Genomic DNA, 19,314 nt, shown 5'->3' on the forward strand with positions numbered 1-19,314 from the left:
AGCCTATCGGTCCGCCGCCCGGACCCCCGCGGCCCAGCGGCCCGCCGTGTACGGACCGACCCCCAGCTCCAGCGCCGCCCGCAGATCGTCGCCCGTGTCCACGTCCCGGCGGACCGAATCGATGCCGGACAGTGTGATCTCCACGGCCCCCGACGCGAGATGCCGGGCCCTGGAGAGGCCGCCGAAAGACGGGCGCAATTCCACGCCCGGCCCAGCGGCAAGAAATGTCGTTCCGATTCCTGCGGCATCGCACACGAAAGCCCGGGGAAAAGCGGCAGAGAATTCGAGTACGCGGGACAATTCCGCCGGCCGGAGTGCGGGCAGATCGGCGTTGAGTACGGCGAGGGCCGCCCGCGGCCGGCTCGTGCGCACCGCGCGTTCACCGTGTGCGAGCGCGGCGTTGAGCCCGGCGGCCGGGGTGTCGGCCACGATCCTGGCCCCGAGCGCCGCCAGCGCCGCCCCGGCCGTCGTGTCGTCCGTGACGACCACCACATCGGCGACCCCCGGGCAGGACAGCGCGGCGGACACGGTGTCCCGGGCGAACGCCAGGGCGAGCCGAGGCCGCAACAGGGCCCCGGAAGCGGGCGTCAGCCTGCTCTTCGCCCGCGCCAGGGGCTTCAACGGGACGACCAGTGACCAGGGGCCGGTCGGGTCGGTGTTCGTGGCGGTCTCCCCCTCGATGCGCATGGCCGCCTATTCTCGCCTGCCGGTGCGACAACCCGGAGGGTCGGTCCCGAAGGTGAGGCGTACGGTGTTCTCGACAGAGCAGGGGCCTGGGGCCAGACTTGACCGTCGGTAGTCGGCCGGCAGTCAGCTCCACAGTCAGGCCATAGAGGAAGGTGTCCGAGTGTCCCGCCGCAGAATCGGCTTCTGGTACCGCCTGGCAGCGGTCATCGCGAAACCGCCGCTGGTGATTCTGTTCAAGCGCGACTGGCGGGGAATGGAACACATTCCGGCCGACGGCGGATTCATCACCGCGGTCAATCACAACTCGTACCTGGACCCGCTTTCGTACGGGCATTTCCAGTACAACACCGGGCGGGTGCCGCGGCTCCTGGCCAAGGCGGGCCTCTTCAAGACCCCCTTCGTCGGCATGATGCTGCGCGGCACCGGCCAGATCCCCGTGTACCGCGAGACGACGAACGCGCTGGACGCCTTCCGGGCCGCCGTCGACGCGATCGAGCGCGGCGAGTGCGTCGCCTTCTACCCCGAGGGCACCCTCACCCGTGACCCCGACATGTGGCCCATGGCCGGCAAGACCGGCGCCGCCCGCGTCGCGTTGATGACCCGGGCCCCGGTCATCCCCGTCGCGCAGTGGGGCGCCAACCTGGCTGTGCCGCCGTACGCCACGGAGAAGAAGGTCCGCCTCTTCCCCCGCAAGACCCTCCAGGTCCAGGCGGGACCGCCCGTCGACCTCTCCCGGTTCTACGACCGGGAGCCCACGCCCGACGTGCTGCGCGAGGCGACCGAGGTCATCATGAGCGCGGTCACCGCGCAGCTGGAGGAGGTGCGCGGCGAGAAGGCTCCCGCCGAGCCCTACGACCACCGCAAGGCCCGAGCACAACAACGGCGCAAGGCCGAAGGAGAGGGACCCAAGTGACGCACCCCGTAAAGGCAGCCGTCTTCGGAACCGGCTCATGGGGTACGGCCTTCGCCATGGTCCTCGCCGACGCGGGCTGCGACGTCACGCTCTGGGGGCGCCGGGCCGAGGTCGCCGAGGCCGTCAACACGACCCGTACCAACCCCGACTACCTGCCGGGCATCGAACTTCCCGCATCGGTCCGGGCCACCACGGACGCCGCCGAAGCGCTGCGCGGGGCCGACTTCGCGGTCCTCGTCGTGCCGTCCCAGACGCTGCGCGCCAACCTCGCCGACTGGGCCCCGCACCTGGAGCCGCAGACGGTCCTGGTCTCGCTGATGAAGGGCGTCGAACTCGGCACCGCGAAGCGGATGAGCGAGGTCATCGAGGACGTCACGAAGGTCTCCGCCGACCGCATCGCCGTCGTCACCGGACCCAACCTCGCCAAGGAGATCGCCGAACGCCGCCCCGCCGCGGCCGTCGTCGCCTGTCAGGACGAGTCCGTCGCACGCCGCCTCCAGGCCGCCTGCCACACCCCGTACTTCCGCCCGTACACCAGCACCGACGTGGTCGGCTGCGAACTCGGGGGCGCCGTCAAGAACGTCATCGGGCTGGCCGTCGGCATCGCCGACGGCATGGGGCTCGGCGACAACACCAAGGGCTCGCTCATCACCCGCGGCCTCGCCGAGACCATCCGCCTCGGCGTGGCCATGGGCGCCGATCCGCTGACCTTCTCCGGACTCGCGGGCCTCGGGGACCTGGTGGCGACCTGCTCGTCGCCGCTCTCGCGCAACCACACCTTCGGCACCAACCTCGGCCGCGGCATGACGCTCCAGGAGACCATCGCCGTCACCAAGCAGACCGCCGAGGGCGTCAAGTCGTGCGAGTCGGTGCTTGACCTGGCCCGACGGCACGGAGTCGAGATGCCCCTCACCGAGACGGTCGTCAGCATCGTCCACGAGGGCAAGCCGCCGCTGGTCGCGCTCAAGGAACTGATGGCACGCAGCGCCAAGGCCGAACGGCACTGACCCCGTTCGGCCCCGGACGGCCCCGGCCGCGCTGACGCGACCCGTACCAGCAGGTACGCTCATCGCGATATGAGCAGCGAGAACCTCCCCCAGAGTACGGAGCAGCAGCTCCGCAAGCCGCGTGTGGCCGTCGTGTTCGGCGGCCGCAGCTCCGAGCACGGCATTTCGGTGGTCACGGCCGGTGCGGTCCTGAACGCGATCGACCGGACGAAGTACGACGTCCTGCCGATCGGCATCACGACGGACGGCCGCTGGGCGCTCACCGCCGACGAACCCGAACGCATGGCCATCACGGACCGGAAGATGCCCGACGTGGCACAACTGGCCGAGTCCGACGAGGGCGGCGTGGTGCTCTCCGTCGATCCCGGCAGCCGTGAAGTGGTCTACAGCGAGCCCGGATCGGTCCCCAAGGCGCTCGGCGAGGTCGACGTCGTCTTCCCCGTCCTGCACGGTCCCTACGGTGAGGACGGCACGCTCCAGGGCCTCCTGGAGCTCTCCGGTGTGCCGTACGTCGGCGCCGGTGTCCTCGCCTCGGCGGTCGGCCAGGACAAGGAGTACATGAAGCGCGTCTTCACCTCCTTCGGGCTCCCCGTCGGGCCGTACGTGGTCGTGCGCCCCCGCGAGTGGGACAACGACCCCCAGGGCGCCCGCGAGCGCATCACGGACTTCGCCGACGAGCACGGCTGGCCGCTCTTCATCAAGCCCGCCCGGGCCGGCTCTTCCATCGGCATCACCAAGGTCGACGACGTCTCCGGCCTCGACGAGGCGATCGAGGAGGCCCGCCGCCACGACCCCAAGTTCCTGGTGGAGTCGCTGCTGCGGGGCCGCGAGATCGAGTGCGGGGTGCTGGAGTTCGAGGACGGTCCGCGCGCCAGCGTGCCGGCCGAGATCCCGCCGGTCACCTCGCACGACTTCTACGACTTCGAGGCCAAGTACATCGACGCGGCGTCCGGCATCGTGCCCGCCCCGCTCACCGAGGAGGAGACCGCCGAGGTCCAGCGGCTCGCCGTCGAGGCCTTCGAGGCAGCCTCCTGCGAGGGGCTGGTGCGTGCCGACTTCTTCCTCACCGAGGACGGCGGCTTCGTCATCAACGAGATCAACACCCTGCCGGGCTTCACCCCGATCTCCATGTACCCGCGGATGTGGCAGGAGAGCGGCGTCAGTTACCAGCAGCTGGTGGACCGGCTCATCCAGGCGGCGCTGGACCGGCCGACCGGCCTGCGCTGAGGGGCACCAGGACGGCCGAGGGGGTGCGCTCCGGGCGGAGCGCACCCCCTCGCAGCCCTTACAGACCGCTGGGAACCGTCTTCTTGACCGGTGCGGCGAAGGCGGCCAGCGGGGTCGCGTCGTGCGCGTACGCCGCGGAGAAGGTGACCTCGACGTACGCCTTGCGCAGGGTGGTCGTGAACCGGGGTCCGTCGTCCTCCCGTTGCTCCAGCAGCCAGTTGACGCCGTCGGCCTCGGCGGCCTTCGACTGTGGGTCGTTCATCTTCGCGGGGCGCGCGACACCGCAGCGCAGTACGATCGCCCCGTCCCCCCACCCGGCGGTCAGATCCGAACGGGGCGCGGGATCAGTGCGCTCCAGACCGGCAACGGAACGCGGCAGCTCCTTGTGCAGGGCGCGGCAGTAGGCTGCGGCTTCCGAGGAGGGCGTGGGCACCGTGACCGATGCCGACGGATCCGTGGAAGTGCAGCCCACCGCGGCGGCCAGGAGCACCAGGGCGACGGACGGACCGAGGAGCACGGGGTGGAGGAGCCGGCGGCAGGAAGATGTCACCGGCCCAGCGTAGACGGGGGCTACAGGTGAACGACCGGACAGGTCAGGGTTCGGGTGATGCCGTCCACCTGCTGGACCTTGGCGACCACCATGCGTCCGAGTTCATCGACCGTGTCGGCCTGGGCCCGCACGATCACGTCGTAGGGGCCGGTGACGTCCTCTGCCTGGATCACTCCCGGAATCTTGGCGATGGTCTCGGCGACTGTCGACGCCTTGCCCACCTCGGTCTGGATAAGGATGTACGCCTGTACCACGGAACCTCCAGGGCGGCCACGAGGATCATGTGGGGGAAAGGGACGCCACGTTATCGCGTTGCCGTGGGCCGCGGGGAGACCTGCGGGCCGGATGACGCCCACAGCGTGGCGTACACAACACACAAGTTGACGTATCTCTTGACAGTACCGACAGCAGTGAAGGCCCGCGACCGCAAGCTCGGCGGCGCGGACGGGGGACAGGCGGGACTGGTGTGCCCGTGACCACCAGGGCGGTGCACGGTCCGGACGCCCGGCCGCCGAAGCCGGCCGGACGCGCGTCCGGCCCCATAGATGAGAGGTGAGACTCGGTGAAGGGAACCGTGGGCGAGTTGGGGGAGTTCGGGCTCATCAGGGAACTGACCTCCCGGCTCACCACCACTCCGGCGGTACGACTGGGCCCCGGCGACGACGCCGCGGTCATCACCGCCCCCGACCGCAGGGTCGTGGCCAGCACGGACATCCTGCTGGAGGGACGGCACTTCCGGCGTGACTGGTCGACGGCGTACGACGTCGGCCGCAAGGCCGCCGCACAGAACCTCGCCGACATCGCCGCCATGGGCGCCGTGCCCACCGCACTGCTCCTCGGCCTCGTCGTCCCCGCCGAACTCCCGGTCACCTGGGCCGGGGAGCTGATGGACGGCATCCGCGACGAGTGCCAGGTCGCCGGGGCGGCCGTGGTCGGCGGCGACGTCGTGCGCGGCGACACCATCACCGTCGCGATCACCGCGCTCGGAGATCTGCGCAACCACGAACCCGTCACCAGGGCGGGGGCCCAGCCCGGCGACGTCGTCGCCGTCACGGGCTGGCTCGGCTGGTCCGCCGCGGGGTACGCCGTGCTCTCGCGCGGATTCCGCTCGCCCCGCGCCTTCGTGGAGGCGCACCGGCGCCCCGAACCGCCGTACCACGCGGGTCCCGCGGCGGCCGGACTCGGTGCCACCGCGATGACGGATGTCAGCGACGGACTCGTCGCCGACCTCGGCCACATCGCCGAGGCCAGCAAGGTCCGCATCGACCTGCGTTCCGGGCTGATCGACATCCCGTCCCAGATGTCCGACATCGGGCAGGCCGTCGGCGTGGACCCGCTCCAGTGGGTGCTCACCGGCGGAGAGGACCACGCGATCGTCGCGACGTTCCCGTCGGACGTGAAGCTGCCGGCCCGCTGGAAGGTGATCGGAGAGGTCCTCAACCCCTCCGCACTGCCGCAGGTGACGGTCGACGGGGCGCCCTGGACGAGCAAGAACGGCTGGGACCACTTCGGTGACATCGAGGACGCCCAGTAGATTGCCGCGTATGCCGATACCTTCCGCCGTACCGCCCCGTGTGCTCACCGTCGCCGGATCCGATTCCGGCGGCGGTGCGGGCATCCAGGCCGATCTGAAGACGATGCTGGCGTTCGGGACCCACGGCATGAGCGTGCTGACCGCCGTCACCGCACAGAACTCGCAGGGTGTGCAGGGCGCCTGGGAACTGCCCGCCGAAGCCGTGCGCGCCCAGTACCGCAGCGTCGTGGACGACATAGGGGTGAGCGCGGTCAAGACCGGCATGCTGGCGTCGGCGCTGCTCGTCGAGACCGTGGCCGCACTCCTCGCCGGTACCGACGCCCCCGTGGTCGTCGACCCGGTCGGTGTCTCCAAGCACGGGGACCCGCTGCTGGCCGCCGAGGCGCTCGACTCGGTCCGTACGAAACTGCTGCCCGTCGCGACCGTGGCGACCCCGAACCTCGACGAAGTGGCACAGCTCACCGGCATCACGGTCACCGACGAGGCCGGAATGCGGCAGGCCGCGGCCGCCCTGCTCGGATACGGGCCCCGCTGGGTCGTCGTGAAGGGCGGTCATCTGCCGGGCGAACCCGTCGACCTGCTCACCGACGGCGCCGAGGAGCACTGGCTGCGCGCCCCCCGTCACGACAACCGGCACACCCACGGCACGGGCTGCACGCTCGCCTCCGCCATCGCCTGCGGACTGGCCCTGGGCCAGGACGTGCCCACGGCGGTGCGGGCCGCGAAGACCTATGTCACGGGCGCGATCATGGCCGGCTTCCCGCTGGGATCGGGGATCGGCCCGGTCGACCACGGGTGGCGGCTGCGGGACGCCCGCTGACCCGCTCCTGCGCGGCAGCACAGCAAAAAGCCGGTCCACCGAGGTGGACCGGCTTTTTGGGCAACCGGTAGGGCTGCGCTACGACGGGAACGTCAGCGCGCGACCTTGCCGGCCTTGATGCACGAGGTGCAGACGTTGAGCCGCTTCGGCGTCCGCCCGACCACGGCACGCACGCGCTGGATGTTGGGATTCCAGCGACGGGACGTACGGCGGTGCGAGTGCGAAATGCTGTTGCCGAAGCTCGGCCCCTTGCCGCAAACGTCGCAGTTGGCAGCCACGGGTCACTCCAAAACTTCAGATGCACTTACAGTGAATTCCGGCACGCCGGATTCATTGACTGAAGTGGCGGTACCGGGGGATGTTCCCGACTCTCGCCGGGCAACCGAAGCAGCATACAACGGCTGCGTCGGAGATACGAAACTACCATGGGTGCACAGCCGCCCGTCCCGCCCCGGCCGTCGGCCGGAGCCGGCGCCGCGCACTAGTCTGCGGTGCAGCCCGCCGTCCCGGTACGCGTTTCGAGGAGGACCATCAGGTGCCGCAGACCGCCGACGACCTGGACGCCGTCGCGGTGCGTACCTGGTGCTCACTGGCGCTGGACGCACTGGGCCGGGAACGCGAGGCCATCGACGCGATCAACGTGTATCCCGTCGCCGACGGCGACACCGGCACCAATCTCTACCTGACCGTGGAATCCGCGGCGGCGGCCGTCGAGGCCGTCTTCGCCGCCCACGAGACCGGCACCTCGGTCCCCTCCACCGCCGACGCGGTACGCGCCATGGCGCACGGGGCGCTGATCGGGGCCCGCGGGAACTCCGGCACGATCCTGGCGCAGCTGCTGCGCGGCATGGCCGAGGTCCTGGCCGAGGGAGCGGGCGCCGGCCGGCTGTGCCTCGCGCTGACCGGAGCCGCCGCCTCGGCCCGCGAAGCGGTCGCGCACCCCGTCGAAGGCACCGTCCTGACCGTGGCCGCCGCAGCAGCCGCCGCCGCGGAGCGGGTGGCGGACGGCGCCGGAGCGCCCGCGGTGGTACGGGCGGCGTACGAAGGGGCGCGGACGGCCCTGGAAGCGACCCCGGGACAGCTCGCCGTCCTCGGCAGGGCCGGGGTCGTCGACGCCGGCGGACGAGGGCTGGTGGCGGTGCTCGGCGCACTGGTCGAGGCGGTCTCGGGCCGGGCCCCGGAGCCGGCGTACCAGCCTCCCGCCGCTCCGGCTCCGGCCGCCGCGGTCGCCGGGGACTGCTCCGCGGGCGACGGTCCGCAGGACGGCCCGGCCTTCGAGGTCATCTACCTGCTGGAGGCGGGGGACCAGGCGGTGGAGCGGCTGCGCGCCCGGCTCGATGCGCTGGGCGACTCCCTCGTGGTGGTCGGCGGTGACGGGCTGTGGAACGTCCATGTGCACGTCGACGACGCGGGAGCGGCGGTGGAGGCCGGTGTCGAGGCCGGGCGGCCGTACCGCATCCGGATCACCCACTTCGCCGCGGACCGGCTGCACGCCCGCCCCGAGCCCGCCCAGCGTGCCGTCGTCGTGGTCGTCCCGGGCGACGGCCTCGGCGGCCTGTGCGCGGAGGCCGGGGCGACGACGGTGCTCGCGCGGCCCGGGGAGCCCCCGGCCAGCGGCGAACTCGTGGACGCCATCCGCCGCGCGCACGCCCGCGAGGTGGTGCTCCTGCCCAACGACGGGGACCTGCGCCACACCGCGGCGGCCGCCGCCGAGCAGGCCCGGGCCCAGGGCATCCGGGTCGCCCTCATCCCCACCCGGGCCGCGGTCCAGGGCATCGCGGCCCTGGCCGTCCACGAACCGGACCGCAGCTTCGACGAGGACGTCGTCGCCATGACCGCGGCGGCCGGCGCCACCCGCTACGCCGAACTGGCCGTCGCCGAACGGCAGTCCTGGACCATGGCGGGCATCTGCCAGGCCGGCGACATCCTGGGCCTGATCGACGGCGATGTGGCCGTCATCGGCGAGGACGTCCCCGGGACGGCCCGGAAGGTGCTGGACCGGATGCTGGCGGCGGGCGGCGAACTCGTCACCCTGGTCCTCGGGGAGGACGTCCCCGACACCCTGGCCGACATGCTGGAGGAGCATGTCCGCGAGGGCTACCTGGCGGTGGACACGGTGGTCTACCGCGGCGGCCACCAGTGCGCTCCGCTGCTGATCGGCGTGGAGTAGCGCCGGCGCCGCCGAGGGCCGCGGGATCCGGCGCGGAGCAGCGCCGCCGCCCACGGGATTCCGGGGTTCCGGCGCTGCCCGACGGACAACTGTCAGTGGCTTGGTGTGCAATGGACCGCGTGTCTGCGTTCGACGAACCCCTCAAGAAGCTGCTCGGTGGCGCCACCGCGAAGGTGATGGCCGAGCACCTCGACCTGCACACGGTCGGTGATCTCCTGCATCACTACCCGCGGCGGTACGAGGAGCGCGGCCGGCTCACGGCGCTCACCGACCTCCCGCTGGAGGAGCACGTGACGGTCGTCGCCCAGGTCCAGGACGCCCGCGTGATGATGTTCAACGGCGGCCGGGGCAAGCGCCTCGAAGTCACTCTCACCGACGGCCACGGCCGGCTCCAGCTGGTCTTCTTCGGCCACGGCGTCCACAAGCCGCACAAGGAGCTGCTCCCGGGCCGGCGCGCCATGTTCGCCGGCAAGGTCTCCGTCTTCAACCGCAAGATGCAGCTGGCCCACCCCACGTACCAGCTGCTCGACGCGGACCCGGCCGACGAGGCCGGGGCGACCGAGGCCGTCGACGCCTTCGCCGGCAAGCTGCTCCCGATCTACCCCGCCTGCAAACAGCTCGACTCCTGGCGCATCGCCAAGGCGGTCGACGCCGTACTGCCCAGCGCCCAGGAGGCCGTGGACCCGCTCCCCGCCACGCTGCGCGAGGGCCGCGGCTTCACCCCGCTGCCCGAGGCCCTCCTGAAGATCCACCGGCCGCAGACCAAGGCCGACGTCGCCGCGGCCAGGGACCGGCTGAAATGGGACGAGGCCTTCGTCCTCCAGGTCGCCCTGGCCCGCCGCCGGTACGCGGACACCCAGCTGCCCGCCGTCGCCCGCAAACCGGTCCCCGGGGGACTCCTCGACGCCTTCGACGCCAAACTGCCGTTCACCCTCACCGACGGCCAGGTCAAGGTCTCCAAGGAGATCTTCGACGGGCTGGCGACCGAGCACCCGATGCACCGGCTGCTCCAGGGCGAGGTCGGCTCGGGCAAGACGATGGTCGCCCTGCGCGCCATGCTGGGCACCGTCGACGCCGGCGGACAGGCCGCCATGCTCGCGCCCACGGAGGTCCTCGCGCAGCAGCACCACCGGTCGATCACCGAGATGATGGGGGAGCTCGCCGAAGGCGGCATGCTGGGCGGGTCCGACCAGGGCACCAAGGTCGTCCTGCTCACCGGGTCGATGGGGATGGCCGCCCGCCGGCAGGCGCTTCTCGACCTGGTCACCGGTGAGGCCGGGATCGTCATCGGGACGCATGCCCTGATCGAGGACAAGGTGCGGTTCCACGACCTGGGACTGGTCGTCGTCGACGAGCAGCACCGCTTCGGGGTGGAACAGCGCGACGCCCTTCGGTCCAAGGCGCACTCCCAGGGGGAAAGGAGGTCGCCGCATCTGCTCGTCATGACCGCCACCCCCATTCCCCGGACCGTCGCGATGACCGTGTTCGGCGATCTGGAGACCTCCGTCCTGGACCAGCTGCCCGCCGGCCGCTCGCCGATCGCCAGCCATGTCGTCCCCGCCAAGGACAAACCCCACTTCCTCAGCAGGGCCTGGGAGCGGGTCCGCGAAGAGGTGGAGAACGGCCACCAGGCCTACGTGGTCTGCCCCCGCATCGGCGACGACGAGGACGACGCCGCCAAGAAGAAGGGGAAGAAGAAGGCCGACGAGGAGAAGGCAGGGCAGGAGGGGGACAAGCGCCCTCCGCTCGCCGTCCTGGAGATCGCCGAGCAGCTGGCCAAGGGCCCGCTGGCGGGTCTGCGCATCGAGGTGCTGCACGGCAGGATGCACCCCGACGACAAGGACGACGTGATGCGGCGCTTCGCCGCGGCCCAGGTGGACGTCCTGGTGGCCACCACCGTCATCGAGGTCGGGGTCAACGTCCCCAACGCCACCGCGATGGTGATCATGGACGCCGACCGGTTCGGCGTCTCCCAGCTCCACCAGCTGCGCGGCCGGGTCGGCCGAGGATCGGCTCCCGGCCTCTGCCTGCTGGTCAGCGAGGCCCACGAGGCGAGCCCCGCCCGCGCCCGTCTCTCCGCCGTGGCTGCCACCCTCGACGGCTTCGAGCTCTCCCGGATCGACCTCGAACAGCGGCGCGAGGGTGACGTCCTCGGCCAGGCCCAGTCCGGGGTCCGCTCCTCGCTCCGGGTCCTGAGCGTCATCGACGACGAGGAGGTCATCGCCGCCGCCCGGCAGGAGGCCGTCACGGTCGTGGCCGCCGACCCGGACCTGGAGCACCTGCCCGAACTGCGTATCGCGCTCGACGCCCTGCTCGACAAGGACCGTGAGGAGTACCTCGACAAGGGGTGACGTGCGAGGGAGGGCGGGCGCCCGGGGGAGCTCCGTCCGGCCCGACGCCATATCGTGGGTGGCACGGCGCCCGCAGCACCCTGCGCGCCGCCCCCGACCCGAGGAACAGACACCCATGACCCGCGTGATCGCAGGCGTGGCCGGCGGACGCCGCCTGGCCGTCCCGCCCGGCACCGGCACCCGCCCCACCTCGGACCGGGCGCGCGAGGGCCTGTTCTCCACCTGGCAGGCACTCCTCGGCACCCTCGACGGCATCCGGATCGCCGACCTCTACGCGGGCTCGGGAGCCGTCGGCCTCGAAGCGCTCTCCCGCGGAGCGGTCCACGCCCTGCTCGTCGAGGCCGACGCCAAGGCCGTCCGCACCGTCCGCGACAACGTCCGCACCCTGGGCCTGCCCGGCGCCGAGGTCCGCGCCGGCAAAGCGGAACAGATCGTGACAGGACCGGCGCCCGCGGACCCGTACGACGTGGTCTTCCTCGACCCGCCCTACGCCGTCACCGACGACGATCTTGGCGAGATCCTGCTCACACTCCGTGCCCAGGGGTGGCTCACAGGCGATGCGCTCGTCACGGTAGAACGCAGCACCAGAGGCGGAGAATTCAGCTGGCCCAAGGGATTCGAGCCATTGCGGGCCCGTCGCTACGGCGAGGGAACGCTTTGGTACGGTCGCGCCGCCGCTACGTGCGAAGACGCACGATGACCGGACCGGAGAGCGAGGGAATCAAGTTGCGCCGCGCCGTCTGCCCGGGGTCGTTCGACCCCATCACCAACGGACATCTCGACATCATCGGCCGCGCCTCGAAGCTGTACGACGTCGTACATGTCGCGGTGATGATCAACCAGTCCAAGAAGGGCCTGTTCACGGTCGACGAGCGGATCGAGCTGATCCGCCAGGTCACCTCGGACTTCGGCAACGTCCAGGTCGAGGCCTTCCACGGGCTGCTGGTCGACTTCTGCAAGCAGCGCGACATCCCGGCGATCGTGAAGGGCCTGCGGGCCGTCAGCGACTTCGACTACGAACTCCAGATGGCCCAGATGAACAACGGGCTCTCGGGCGTCGAAACGCTCTTCGTGCCGACCAACCCGACCTACAGTTTCCTGTCGTCCTCCCTGGTCAAGGAGGTGGCGACGTGGGGCGGAGACGTCTCGCACCTGCTGCCTCCGCTGGTCCACGAGGCACTCACCGAGCGCCTCGCCCAGCAGTGAGACGCTGACAGTCCGTCACCAGGTGTCGGGCGGGGGCCGACTGGCCGTACAGTCGTCCCGTCCGTCTCCAATCGGCAGTAGAGAGTGGCGAGCACACGGTGGACGTGCAGAAGAAGCTCGACGAGATCGTCGAAGCGGTCGGGAACGCCCGGTCCATGCCCATGTCGGCGTCCTGCGTGGTCAACCGCGCCGAACTGCTCTCGATGCTCGAAGAGGTGCGCGAGGCCCTGCCCGGCTCGCTGGCACAGGCCGCGCAGGTCATCGGCGGTCACGAGCAGCTCGTCGAGCAGGCCCGCCAGGAGGCGGGGCGGATCATCGAGAACGCCCACGCCGAGCGCGGATCGCTCATCTCCGGCACGGAGATCGCCCGGCAGTCCCAGGCCGAGGCCGACCGGATCCTCGGTGAGGCCCGCAAGGACGCCGAGGAGGTACGGGCCGAGGCCGACGAGTACGTCGACAGCAAGCTCGCCAACTTCGAGGTCGTCCTCACCAAGACGATCGGCTCGGTCGACCGGGGCCGCGAGAAGCTCCTCGGCCGCGGCCAGGGCTTCGACGAGCAGGGCTACGAGGACCCGGACTTCGCCGAGGCCCCCGAGCGCAGCGCCGACCCGGCCACGCTCCAGCGCCGGGCCGACGAGTACGTGGACACCAAGCTCGGCGCCTTCGAGGCGGTGCTCGCCAAGACCCTGGAGGCCGTCGGCCGTGGCCGGCAGAAGCTGCACGGCCGGGTCGCCACCGACGACCTCGGCGCCCACATGGCCGCGCAGGACGCCGCGGGCACCCAGGGCCACACCAGCGACGAGGACCACTGGGCCGGTCTCGCCGAGATCGCCACCCCGGAACCGCTTCCGGTGCCCCAGCAGCACAGTGAGCCGCAGTACCCGGCGCAGCCGGAGCCGCAGTACGCGCAGACGTACGGGTACCAGGAGCAGCCGCAGGACGCGTACCAGGGCCAGGCCCAGCAGCCCGACCCGTACGCCGGATATCAGCAGCAGCCCGACCCGTACGCGGGGTACCAGCTGCAGGGCTACGACCCGAACCAGGTCCAGGTCCCCATGCCGGCGCAGGGCTACGACGCCTGGCAGCAGCCGGTACAGGCCCAGCAGCAGCCCCTCCAGCAGCACGGTGAGGGCGCACTGGACGAGACCAGCCTGTTCGACACCAGCATGATCGACCTGGAACAGCTCCGACGGTACGAACAGGAGCGCTGAGCGCTCCCGGGGCCCGGGTCCCGGCTCCGGATCAGGGGCGGATTGGGAGCTGGGCGGTGTGTCCAGTATCCTGGCTCTTCGGTCGCGCGTATGTCCGCGATCCCGGCTGCCCGCTTCGATTCCGAACCGGTCGGCCCACCCCCACCACGCGTGATGCGCATGATTCGAAAGCAGGAAAAGCCCTGAACGGCCACCTCGACCACCGAAACCCTCTCGTGTTCGATACGCACGAGCTGGGTCGGCGTCCCGGTGCCCTCAAGCGGCTGACCCGCTCGGCGGACGCCCCCAAGGATCTCGGTATCGACGGGGTCATCGGTGTACCGGAAGGCGCACCGGTGGAGCTGGACGTCCGCCTCGAATCGGTCATGGAAGGTGTGCTTGTCACAGGCACCGCCCGTGCATCGGCCGAGGGGGAGTGCGTAAGGTGTCTGGAGCCGCTGAGCCTTCAGGTGGAGGCGGACTTCCAGGAAATGTTCTCGTACCCTGACGCCGATGACCGGAACCGCAGCAAGACCGCGGACCCGGTCGACGACGCCGAGGACGACGAGGACAGGTTCTTCCTCGAGGACGGCTTGTTCGACCTCGAGTCAGTGCTGCGTGATGCGGTGGTGCTCGCACTGCCGATGCAGCCGGTGTGCACGGAGACCTGTGCCGGCCTGTGTTCCGAATGCGGAATCAGGCTGGACGAGAATCCGGGCCACCACCACGATGTCGTCGATGCTCGATGGGCGGCATTGCAAGGACTCGCCGAGACCGTTCAGGACGGCGAGAAGGACAACATGGGCGGCGCCGATCCCGGCGTCGACGAGAAGCAGGAGAAGTAGCCGTGGCTGTTCCGAAGCGGAAGATGTCGCGCAGCAACACGCGCCACCGCCGGTCGCAGTGGAAGGCTGCGGTCCCCACCCTGGTTTCGTGCGAGCGTTGCCAGGAGCCGAAGCTGCAGCACATCGCGTGCCCCAGCTGCGGCACGTACAACAAGCGCCAGGTCCTCGAGGTCTGAGCGGCTGGTGAGAGGCCCGATGTCTGAGTTGTCCCACGCCAAGAAGCAGGCAGACAACGTCAACACAGCCTCGTCCCACACGCTTCTGGAAGGGCGGCTCGGGTACCACCTCGAGTCCGCCCTTCTGGTGCGTGCGCTGACCCATCGTTCGTACGCGTACGAGAACGGCGGTCTGCCCACCAACGAGCGGCTCGAATTCCTCGGGGATTCGGTGCTCGGCCTGGTGGTCACGGACACGCTGTACCGCACTCACCCCGACCTGCCTGAAGGCCAGCTGGCCAAATTGCGGGCCGCGGTGGTCAACTCGCGTGCGCTTGCGGAAGTGGGCCGCGGCCTCGAACTCGGCTCCTTCATCCGGCTCGGCCGCGGTGAAGAGGGCACGGGTGGCCGGGACAAGGCGTCCATCCTCGCCGACACCCTTGAAGCGGTGATCGGTGCGGTCTATCTCGATCAGGGCCTCGACGTGGCCTCGGAGCTGGTTCACCGGCTCTTCGACCCGTTGATCGACAGGTCCTCGAACCTCGGTGCCGGCCTGGACTGGAAGACCAGTCTCCAGGAGCTCACCGCGAGCGAGAGCCTCGGAGTCCCCGAGTACCTCGTCACGGAGACCGGCCCGGACCACGAGAAGACCTTTACTGCTGCTGCTCGCGTCGGTGGTGTCTCGTACGGCACCGGCACCGGCCGTAGCAAGAAGGAAGCGGAGCAGCAGGCGGCAGAATCCGCCTGGCGCGAGATCAGCGCCGCCGCGGAAGCACGGGAGGCCGCGGAGAAGTCCGCTGCCGACGGAGGGGCCGCCGACACCCCTGCCGACCCGGCGTCCACGGACGTTGCTCCTGCCTGATCCCGAGAACCCCCCGATGCCCAGCGCACCGGGGGGTTCTCTCTGTCCGCACCCGACTCGACCACTGATCCAGGAGCGAAACCGTGCCCGAGCTGCCCGAGGTGGAAGTCGTCCGGCGAGGGCTTGAGCGATGGGTCGCCGGGCGCACGGTCTCCGAGGTCGAGGTCCTGCATCCCCGTGCGGTCCGCCGGCATCTCGCGGGCGGTGCGGATTTCGCGGCCAGGCTGGGTGGTGTCCGTCTCGGGACGGCGATGCGCCGCGGCAAGTATCTGTGGGTGCCGCTCGACGACGCGGCCACCTCGCTCCTCGGTCACCTGGGCATGAGCGGCCAACTGCTCGTACAGCCCGGGGGCGCACCCGACGAGAAGCATCTGCGGATCAGGATCTGCTTCGACGACGCCGTCGGCACCGAGCTGCGCTTCGTCGACCAGCGCACCTTCGGCGGCCTCTCCCTCCACGAGAACACCGCCGAGGGACTGCCCGACACCATCGCGCACATCGCCCGCGACCCGCTGGACCCGGCCTTCGACGACGACGCGTTCCACACCGCGCTGCGTCTGCGCCGTACGACGGTCAAGCGCGCCCTGCTCGACCAGTCGCTGATCAGCGGGGTCGGCAACATCTACGCGGACGAGGCGCTCTGGCGCGCCAGGCTGCACTACGACCGGCCGACCGCCACCCTGACCCGCCCCAAGTCGGCCGAGCTGCTCGGCCACGTCCGCGACGTGATGAACGCGGCGCTGGCACAGGGCGGCACGAGCTTCGACAGCCTCTACGTGAACGTGAACGGCGAGTCCGGCTACTTCGACCGCTCGCTCGACGCCTACGGCCGCGAGGACGAGCCGTGCCACCGCTGCGGTACGCCGATCCGGCGCCGCGCCTGGATGAACCGGTCGAGCTACTTCTGCCCGCGCTGCCAGCGCCCGCCGCGCGCGTAGGGGCTTCAGGGCCGGCTTGCGTGGGCCTCGTCGTAACGCTCTCTGGCCACCAGGACCTCGGACATCCGGCCCTGGACGAGCTGGATCAGTCCACGAAGCTGTTCGGCGACCTGCCGGCCCAGGGGCGTGAGCTCGTAGTCGACGCGCGGCGGATTGGTCGGCTGGGCCTCGCGGTGCACCAGACCGTCGCGCTCCAGCGCGTGCAGTGTCTGGGAGAGCATCTTCTCGCTCACCCCGTCGATCCGGCGGCGCAGCGCGTTGAACCGGAGGCTGCTCTCGTACAGCGCGCCGAGCGTCAGACTGCCCCAGCGGCCGGTGACATGCTCCAGGGTGCCGCGCGAAGGGCACTGCTTGGAGAAGACGTCGAACGGAAGGCTGCTGTTCGGGCCGTCCACGTCCGGGGTGCTGCCGCCGAGGTCTGTCGCGTCCATGAAACCAGCGTACGCCCGCACAGCGCTTTCCACGGGATTGCGCAATCCCGTGGAAAGCAGTGGGGCGTACGGGGCCGGAGTGGGTGGTGGCCCGGGAGGGGCGGCACTCAGGGGCCGCCCCGGGAACCTCAGAAGCCGAAGTCCTGCGTCCACCAGGGGCCGCCGGAACCGAAGTGGACACCGACGCCGAGCGTCTTGTAGTCGCAGTTGAGAATGTTTGCGCGGTGGCCTTCGCTGTTCATCCAGGCCTCCATCACGGCCTCGGCGTCGGCCTGGCCGCGGGCGATGTTCTCGCCTCCGAGACCCGTGACGCCGGCCTTCGCGGCACGGTCCCACGGGGACTGTCCGTCCGGGTCGGTGTGGTCGAAGAACCCGCGGGCGGCCATGTCGTCGCTGAAGCTCTGGGCGAGCGAGGCCAGCGAGGAACTCGCGGTCACCGGGCTGCAGCCCACCTTGGAACGCTCCTGGTTGACCAGGGCGAGGACGGCGGCCTGGGCCGAGGTGGCGGCGGCCGGTGCGGTCGTCTTACGGGCGGCCGGCGCGGAGGTCGAGGGCTTGGCCGTCGGCTTGGCCGGACTCGACGCGGAAGCCGGCGCCGAACTCTTCGTGGTTCCGGCGGAGGTGGTCTTCGAGGCGGAGCGCCGCGCCTGCTCCGTGGCGGTGGCCGCCTCCTTCGTCTTCGTCGGCTCGGACGTCTTCGAGGGGGACGCGGACGGCGTGCCGGCCTTGGAGGAGGCCGACTTCGTGGGCGCCTCGGGGCGCTCGGTGCCCCGGCTGGCCGGGGTCGAGGCGGAACCGCGGTCGGCGGGAGCGGTCGTGGAGCCGCCCTGTGTCAGAAGGTCCGGGGCCCCCTCGGAGCGCACCTGGTCGGCGGCCGGGCCGCCACCCACGTTGTAGGTGTCGCCGCCGGGCACGAGTCCGGAGGCCACCGCCACCGCTCCGACGGCCATGGCCGCGGAGACGCCGATCAGTCCCGTACGTACCGGCAGGCCGGACCGCTTCCTGCGGCGCGCCCCCCGGTTCCGGCCTGCGGTTCCCTCCGCGGCTTGTTCGGCGGCGGGAGCTGCGGCGGAGCGTCGATGACGTCCCATCTGCTGTGCCCTTCTGACGATCTGGACGCCGTTGTCGGCGCACCCTGGCTCACCCGATCGAGTGAAGCTATTGCGAGGGGACTGTACGCCATCGCGTTTCGGCGAGAAGTGCTCCGAGAGCAATTGGCCGGTTAGCGTTCGGGCATGAACGAAGATGTACGGCTCACCGCCTGGGTACGCGGCCGAGTACAGCAAGTAGGGTTCCGCTGGTTCACCAGGGCAAACGCTTTGGAGATCGGCGGCCTCACCGGATTCGCGCTCAATCTCGACGACGGCAGAGTGCAGGTGGTGGCCGAAGGGCGGCGTGAGAATTGCCACCGGCTGCTGGATTGGCTCCGCTCGGACGACACACCCGGCCGCGTTGACGGAGTCACTGAGATCTGGGACACGCCGCGGGGTGGATACGAGGGATTCGCGATCCGCTGATCCGGTCTCCGGACGGGGGAGGAACACGGCTCGTGTTCGGGCCGTGTTCGAGGCGCGGCGGGGGGTGACTGTGAAGGGTGCGGTCATGCGTACACATGAAATGACCTGCGGAATGACCCGGTGGTTGCCAAGATTCGGTTGCCGTGCCAGGCTGCGGCAGTAAGGATGATCTCCGTGCCCCTGAGGGCCCCGCTGGAGAGTCGCGCCGCATGATCGTCAAGCCGCGCGCCCCCGGGACGCCCGCCTCTACAGGGTGTGATCGTGTTGACCGTCAAACTTTTTGGTGAGACGCTGAAATCCCCGCGCACCTTAACTGTTCGGCAGAGCTGTTTGGCAGCAGAACAGCAGTGAACACAGAGCACTGCCGAGCACCGCGGGTGCGATTCCCTCACGACCCACACCGCATCGGTCGGTCACTCAGTGTGGAGGACCATCCATCATGGCAAAGGCGCTTCTCGGTTACGTCGGCGGTTCCGATCCGCGACTCCTCGCCGAGATGCGACGGCTTCAGCAGCGCGTCCAGGATCTTGAGTCCGAGCTCGTACGGATTCAGGACGAGAACGACGCGCTCAACGCCGCCGCCCAGCACCAAGAGTCGCTGCTCGACAGCATCGACATCGACGTACCTCAGGCGGAGCCGGCGCTGACCTGACCGATGGCCCCCAGGGGCCGGTCGGGCTGCACGCGTCAGCCGCACGGGATCATCGCCGGATCGTCACCGGATCATTGAAGATCAATCGCTTTTGATCTGCTTCTTCATGGGCCTCGTCACTGATCCGGGCACGCGCGCCTTCCGCACCTTCATGGAGGCGGCGGATCCGTCGATACGACACTGCATGAGATCCAGCAGTAGCATTGCACAAGATTTGCAGGGGACGCTTCGGCGTCCCTTCTTTCTTTTCCCCTCCGAA

Annotated in this window: 22 protein-coding genes; 16 read left to right on the forward strand and 6 right to left on the reverse strand. The window is 70.4% G+C overall.

Going from position 1 to position 19,314, the window contains the following annotated elements; translation table 11 throughout:
• Positions 1-3 precede the first annotated feature (3 nt).
• Entirely contained in the window at positions 4-687 is a 684-nt protein-coding gene (gene cofC, locus OG446_RS27830) for a 2-phospho-L-lactate guanylyltransferase (RefSeq protein WP_328896585.1), read from the reverse strand.
• A 160-nt stretch (positions 688-847) separates the two neighbouring features.
• On the opposite strand from cofC, the gene OG446_RS27835 reads away from it, so the two are divergent.
• The 3 genes from OG446_RS27835 to OG446_RS27845 all read left to right on the forward strand — a co-directional run bounded on the left by OG446_RS27835 (position 848) and on the right by OG446_RS27845 (position 3,834).
• Positions 848-1,600 (forward strand): lysophospholipid acyltransferase family protein, encoded by a 753-nt coding sequence (locus OG446_RS27835; protein WP_328896586.1) that lies wholly within the window; start codon positions 848-850, stop codon positions 1,598-1,600.
• Positions 1,597-2,607: an NAD(P)H-dependent glycerol-3-phosphate dehydrogenase gene (locus OG446_RS27840; RefSeq protein WP_328896587.1), complete on the forward strand. Its 1,011-nt coding sequence runs from the start codon at positions 1,597-1,599 to the stop codon at positions 2,605-2,607. Before OG446_RS27835 ends, OG446_RS27840 begins: the two co-directional genes overlap by 4 nt.
• A gap of 69 nt (positions 2,608-2,676) precedes the next feature.
• Positions 2,677-3,834 (forward strand): D-alanine--D-alanine ligase family protein, encoded by a 1,158-nt coding sequence (locus tag OG446_RS27845; RefSeq protein ID WP_328896588.1) that lies wholly within the window; start codon positions 2,677-2,679, stop codon positions 3,832-3,834.
• A 58-nt stretch (positions 3,835-3,892) separates the two neighbouring features.
• On the opposite strand, the gene OG446_RS27850 is transcribed toward OG446_RS27845, so the two are convergent.
• Together OG446_RS27850 and OG446_RS27855 are read right to left on the reverse strand one after the other, a co-directional pair.
• Positions 3,893-4,384, reverse strand: a complete 492-nt coding sequence (locus OG446_RS27850; protein ID WP_328896589.1) for a DUF3515 domain-containing protein — start codon at positions 4,382-4,384, stop codon at positions 3,893-3,895.
• Between the two features lie 20 nt (positions 4,385-4,404).
• Complete coding sequence (locus OG446_RS27855; RefSeq protein ID WP_064070330.1) at positions 4,405-4,638, reverse strand: Lrp/AsnC family transcriptional regulator; 234 nt, start codon at positions 4,636-4,638, stop codon at positions 4,405-4,407.
• A gap of 308 nt (positions 4,639-4,946) precedes the next feature.
• Between OG446_RS27855 and OG446_RS27860 the strand changes: the two genes are divergently transcribed.
• On the forward strand, positions 4,947-5,918 hold the full coding sequence (locus tag OG446_RS27860; RefSeq protein ID WP_328896590.1) for a thiamine-phosphate kinase: 972 nt from the start codon (positions 4,947-4,949) through the stop codon (positions 5,916-5,918).
• A gap of 10 nt (positions 5,919-5,928) precedes the next feature.
• A complete protein-coding gene (gene thiD, locus OG446_RS27865; protein ID WP_328896591.1) occupies positions 5,929-6,738 on the forward strand; it encodes a bifunctional hydroxymethylpyrimidine kinase/phosphomethylpyrimidine kinase in 810 nt (269 codons plus the stop codon).
• A gap of 92 nt (positions 6,739-6,830) precedes the next feature.
• Here thiD and rpmB read toward each other — a convergent pair whose 3' ends face one another.
• A complete protein-coding gene (gene rpmB, locus OG446_RS27870) occupies positions 6,831-7,016 on the reverse strand; it encodes a 50S ribosomal protein L28 (protein ID WP_003965989.1) in 186 nt (61 codons plus the stop codon).
• A gap of 257 nt (positions 7,017-7,273) precedes the next feature.
• Between rpmB and OG446_RS27875 the strand changes: the two genes are divergently transcribed.
• The 9 genes from OG446_RS27875 (at position 7,274) to mutM (ending at position 16,455) form a co-directional block, all read left to right on the forward strand.
• The gene (locus tag OG446_RS27875; RefSeq protein ID WP_328896592.1) at positions 7,274-8,908 is read left to right on the forward strand and encodes a DAK2 domain-containing protein; all 1,635 of its coding nucleotides are present in this window, start codon (positions 7,274-7,276) and stop codon (positions 8,906-8,908) included.
• Positions 8,909-9,018: 110 nt separating this feature from the next.
• Positions 9,019-11,259 carry an ATP-dependent DNA helicase RecG gene (recG, locus tag OG446_RS27880; protein WP_328896593.1) on the forward strand — a complete coding sequence of 747 codons (2,241 nt, stop codon included), beginning with the start codon at positions 9,019-9,021 and terminating at the stop codon, positions 11,257-11,259.
• A gap of 115 nt (positions 11,260-11,374) precedes the next feature.
• Entirely contained in the window at positions 11,375-11,959 is a 585-nt protein-coding gene (gene rsmD, locus OG446_RS27885; RefSeq protein ID WP_326657639.1) for a 16S rRNA (guanine(966)-N(2))-methyltransferase RsmD, read from the forward strand.
• A gap of 26 nt (positions 11,960-11,985) precedes the next feature.
• The gene (gene coaD / locus OG446_RS27890) at positions 11,986-12,465 is read left to right on the forward strand and encodes a pantetheine-phosphate adenylyltransferase (RefSeq protein ID WP_328898434.1); all 480 of its coding nucleotides are present in this window, start codon (positions 11,986-11,988) and stop codon (positions 12,463-12,465) included.
• Positions 12,466-12,563: 98 nt separating this feature from the next.
• The gene (locus OG446_RS27895; protein WP_328896594.1) at positions 12,564-13,676 is read left to right on the forward strand and encodes an ATP synthase F0 subunit B; all 1,113 of its coding nucleotides are present in this window, start codon (positions 12,564-12,566) and stop codon (positions 13,674-13,676) included.
• A 215-nt stretch (positions 13,677-13,891) separates the two neighbouring features.
• Positions 13,892-14,500 (forward strand): YceD family protein, encoded by a 609-nt coding sequence (locus tag OG446_RS27900; RefSeq protein WP_326666283.1) that lies wholly within the window; start codon positions 13,892-13,894, stop codon positions 14,498-14,500.
• A gap of 2 nt (positions 14,501-14,502) precedes the next feature.
• Complete coding sequence (gene rpmF, locus OG446_RS27905) at positions 14,503-14,676, forward strand: 50S ribosomal protein L32 (RefSeq protein WP_003965982.1); 174 nt, start codon at positions 14,503-14,505, stop codon at positions 14,674-14,676.
• A 19-nt stretch (positions 14,677-14,695) separates the two neighbouring features.
• Positions 14,696-15,517, forward strand: coding sequence for a ribonuclease III (rnc, locus tag OG446_RS27910; RefSeq protein WP_148021055.1), 822 nt, complete (start codon positions 14,696-14,698; stop codon positions 15,515-15,517).
• A gap of 83 nt (positions 15,518-15,600) precedes the next feature.
• Positions 15,601-16,455, forward strand: coding sequence for a bifunctional DNA-formamidopyrimidine glycosylase/DNA-(apurinic or apyrimidinic site) lyase (gene mutM / locus OG446_RS27915; RefSeq protein ID WP_328896595.1), 855 nt, complete (start codon positions 15,601-15,603; stop codon positions 16,453-16,455).
• A gap of 5 nt (positions 16,456-16,460) precedes the next feature.
• Here mutM and OG446_RS27920 read toward each other — a convergent pair whose 3' ends face one another.
• Both OG446_RS27920 and OG446_RS27925 read right to left on the reverse strand, forming a co-directional pair.
• Positions 16,461-16,886, reverse strand: coding sequence for a winged helix-turn-helix transcriptional regulator (locus OG446_RS27920; RefSeq protein ID WP_328896596.1), 426 nt, complete (start codon positions 16,884-16,886; stop codon positions 16,461-16,463).
• 128 nt (positions 16,887-17,014) lie between these two features.
• Positions 17,015-17,977: a CAP domain-containing protein gene (locus OG446_RS27925; protein ID WP_328896597.1), complete on the reverse strand. Its 963-nt coding sequence runs from the start codon at positions 17,975-17,977 to the stop codon at positions 17,015-17,017.
• A 144-nt stretch (positions 17,978-18,121) separates the two neighbouring features.
• Between OG446_RS27925 and OG446_RS27930 the strand changes: the two genes are divergently transcribed.
• Positions 18,122-18,403, forward strand: coding sequence for an acylphosphatase (locus OG446_RS27930; RefSeq protein ID WP_026242487.1), 282 nt, complete (start codon positions 18,122-18,124; stop codon positions 18,401-18,403).
• Positions 18,404-18,842: 439 nt separating this feature from the next.
• Positions 18,843-19,055 carry a hypothetical protein gene (locus OG446_RS27935; protein WP_018551753.1) on the forward strand — a complete coding sequence of 71 codons (213 nt, stop codon included), beginning with the start codon at positions 18,843-18,845 and terminating at the stop codon, positions 19,053-19,055.
• The last annotated feature ends 259 nt before the right edge of the window (positions 19,056-19,314 follow it).

This window comes from Streptomyces sp. NBC_00236, assembly GCF_036195045.1.
Lineage (GTDB): Bacteria > Actinomycetota > Actinomycetes > Streptomycetales > Streptomycetaceae > Streptomyces.

Coding starts and splice junctions, on each gene's coding strand:
- cofC (WP_328896585.1), bottom strand. CDS start 687: ATGCGCATCGAGGGGGAGACCGCCACGAACACCGACCCGACCGGCCCC.
- OG446_RS27845 (WP_328896588.1), top strand. CDS start 2,677: ATGAGCAGCGAGAACCTCCCCCAGAGTACGGAGCAGCAGCTCCGCAAG.
- thiD (WP_328896591.1), top strand. CDS start 5,929: ATGCCGATACCTTCCGCCGTACCGCCCCGTGTGCTCACCGTCGCCGGA.
- recG (WP_328896593.1), top strand. CDS start 9,019: ATGGACCGCGTGTCTGCGTTCGACGAACCCCTCAAGAAGCTGCTCGGT.
- rsmD (WP_326657639.1), top strand. CDS start 11,375: ATGACCCGCGTGATCGCAGGCGTGGCCGGCGGACGCCGCCTGGCCGTC.
- rnc (WP_148021055.1), top strand. CDS start 14,696: ATGTCTGAGTTGTCCCACGCCAAGAAGCAGGCAGACAACGTCAACACA.
- OG446_RS27920 (WP_328896596.1), bottom strand. CDS start 16,886: ATGGACGCGACAGACCTCGGCGGCAGCACCCCGGACGTGGACGGCCCG.
- OG446_RS27925 (WP_328896597.1), bottom strand. CDS start 17,977: ATGGGACGTCATCGACGCTCCGCCGCAGCTCCCGCCGCCGAACAAGCC.
- OG446_RS27930 (WP_026242487.1), top strand. CDS start 18,122: ATGAACGAAGATGTACGGCTCACCGCCTGGGTACGCGGCCGAGTACAG.
- OG446_RS27935 (WP_018551753.1), top strand. CDS start 18,843: ATGGCAAAGGCGCTTCTCGGTTACGTCGGCGGTTCCGATCCGCGACTC.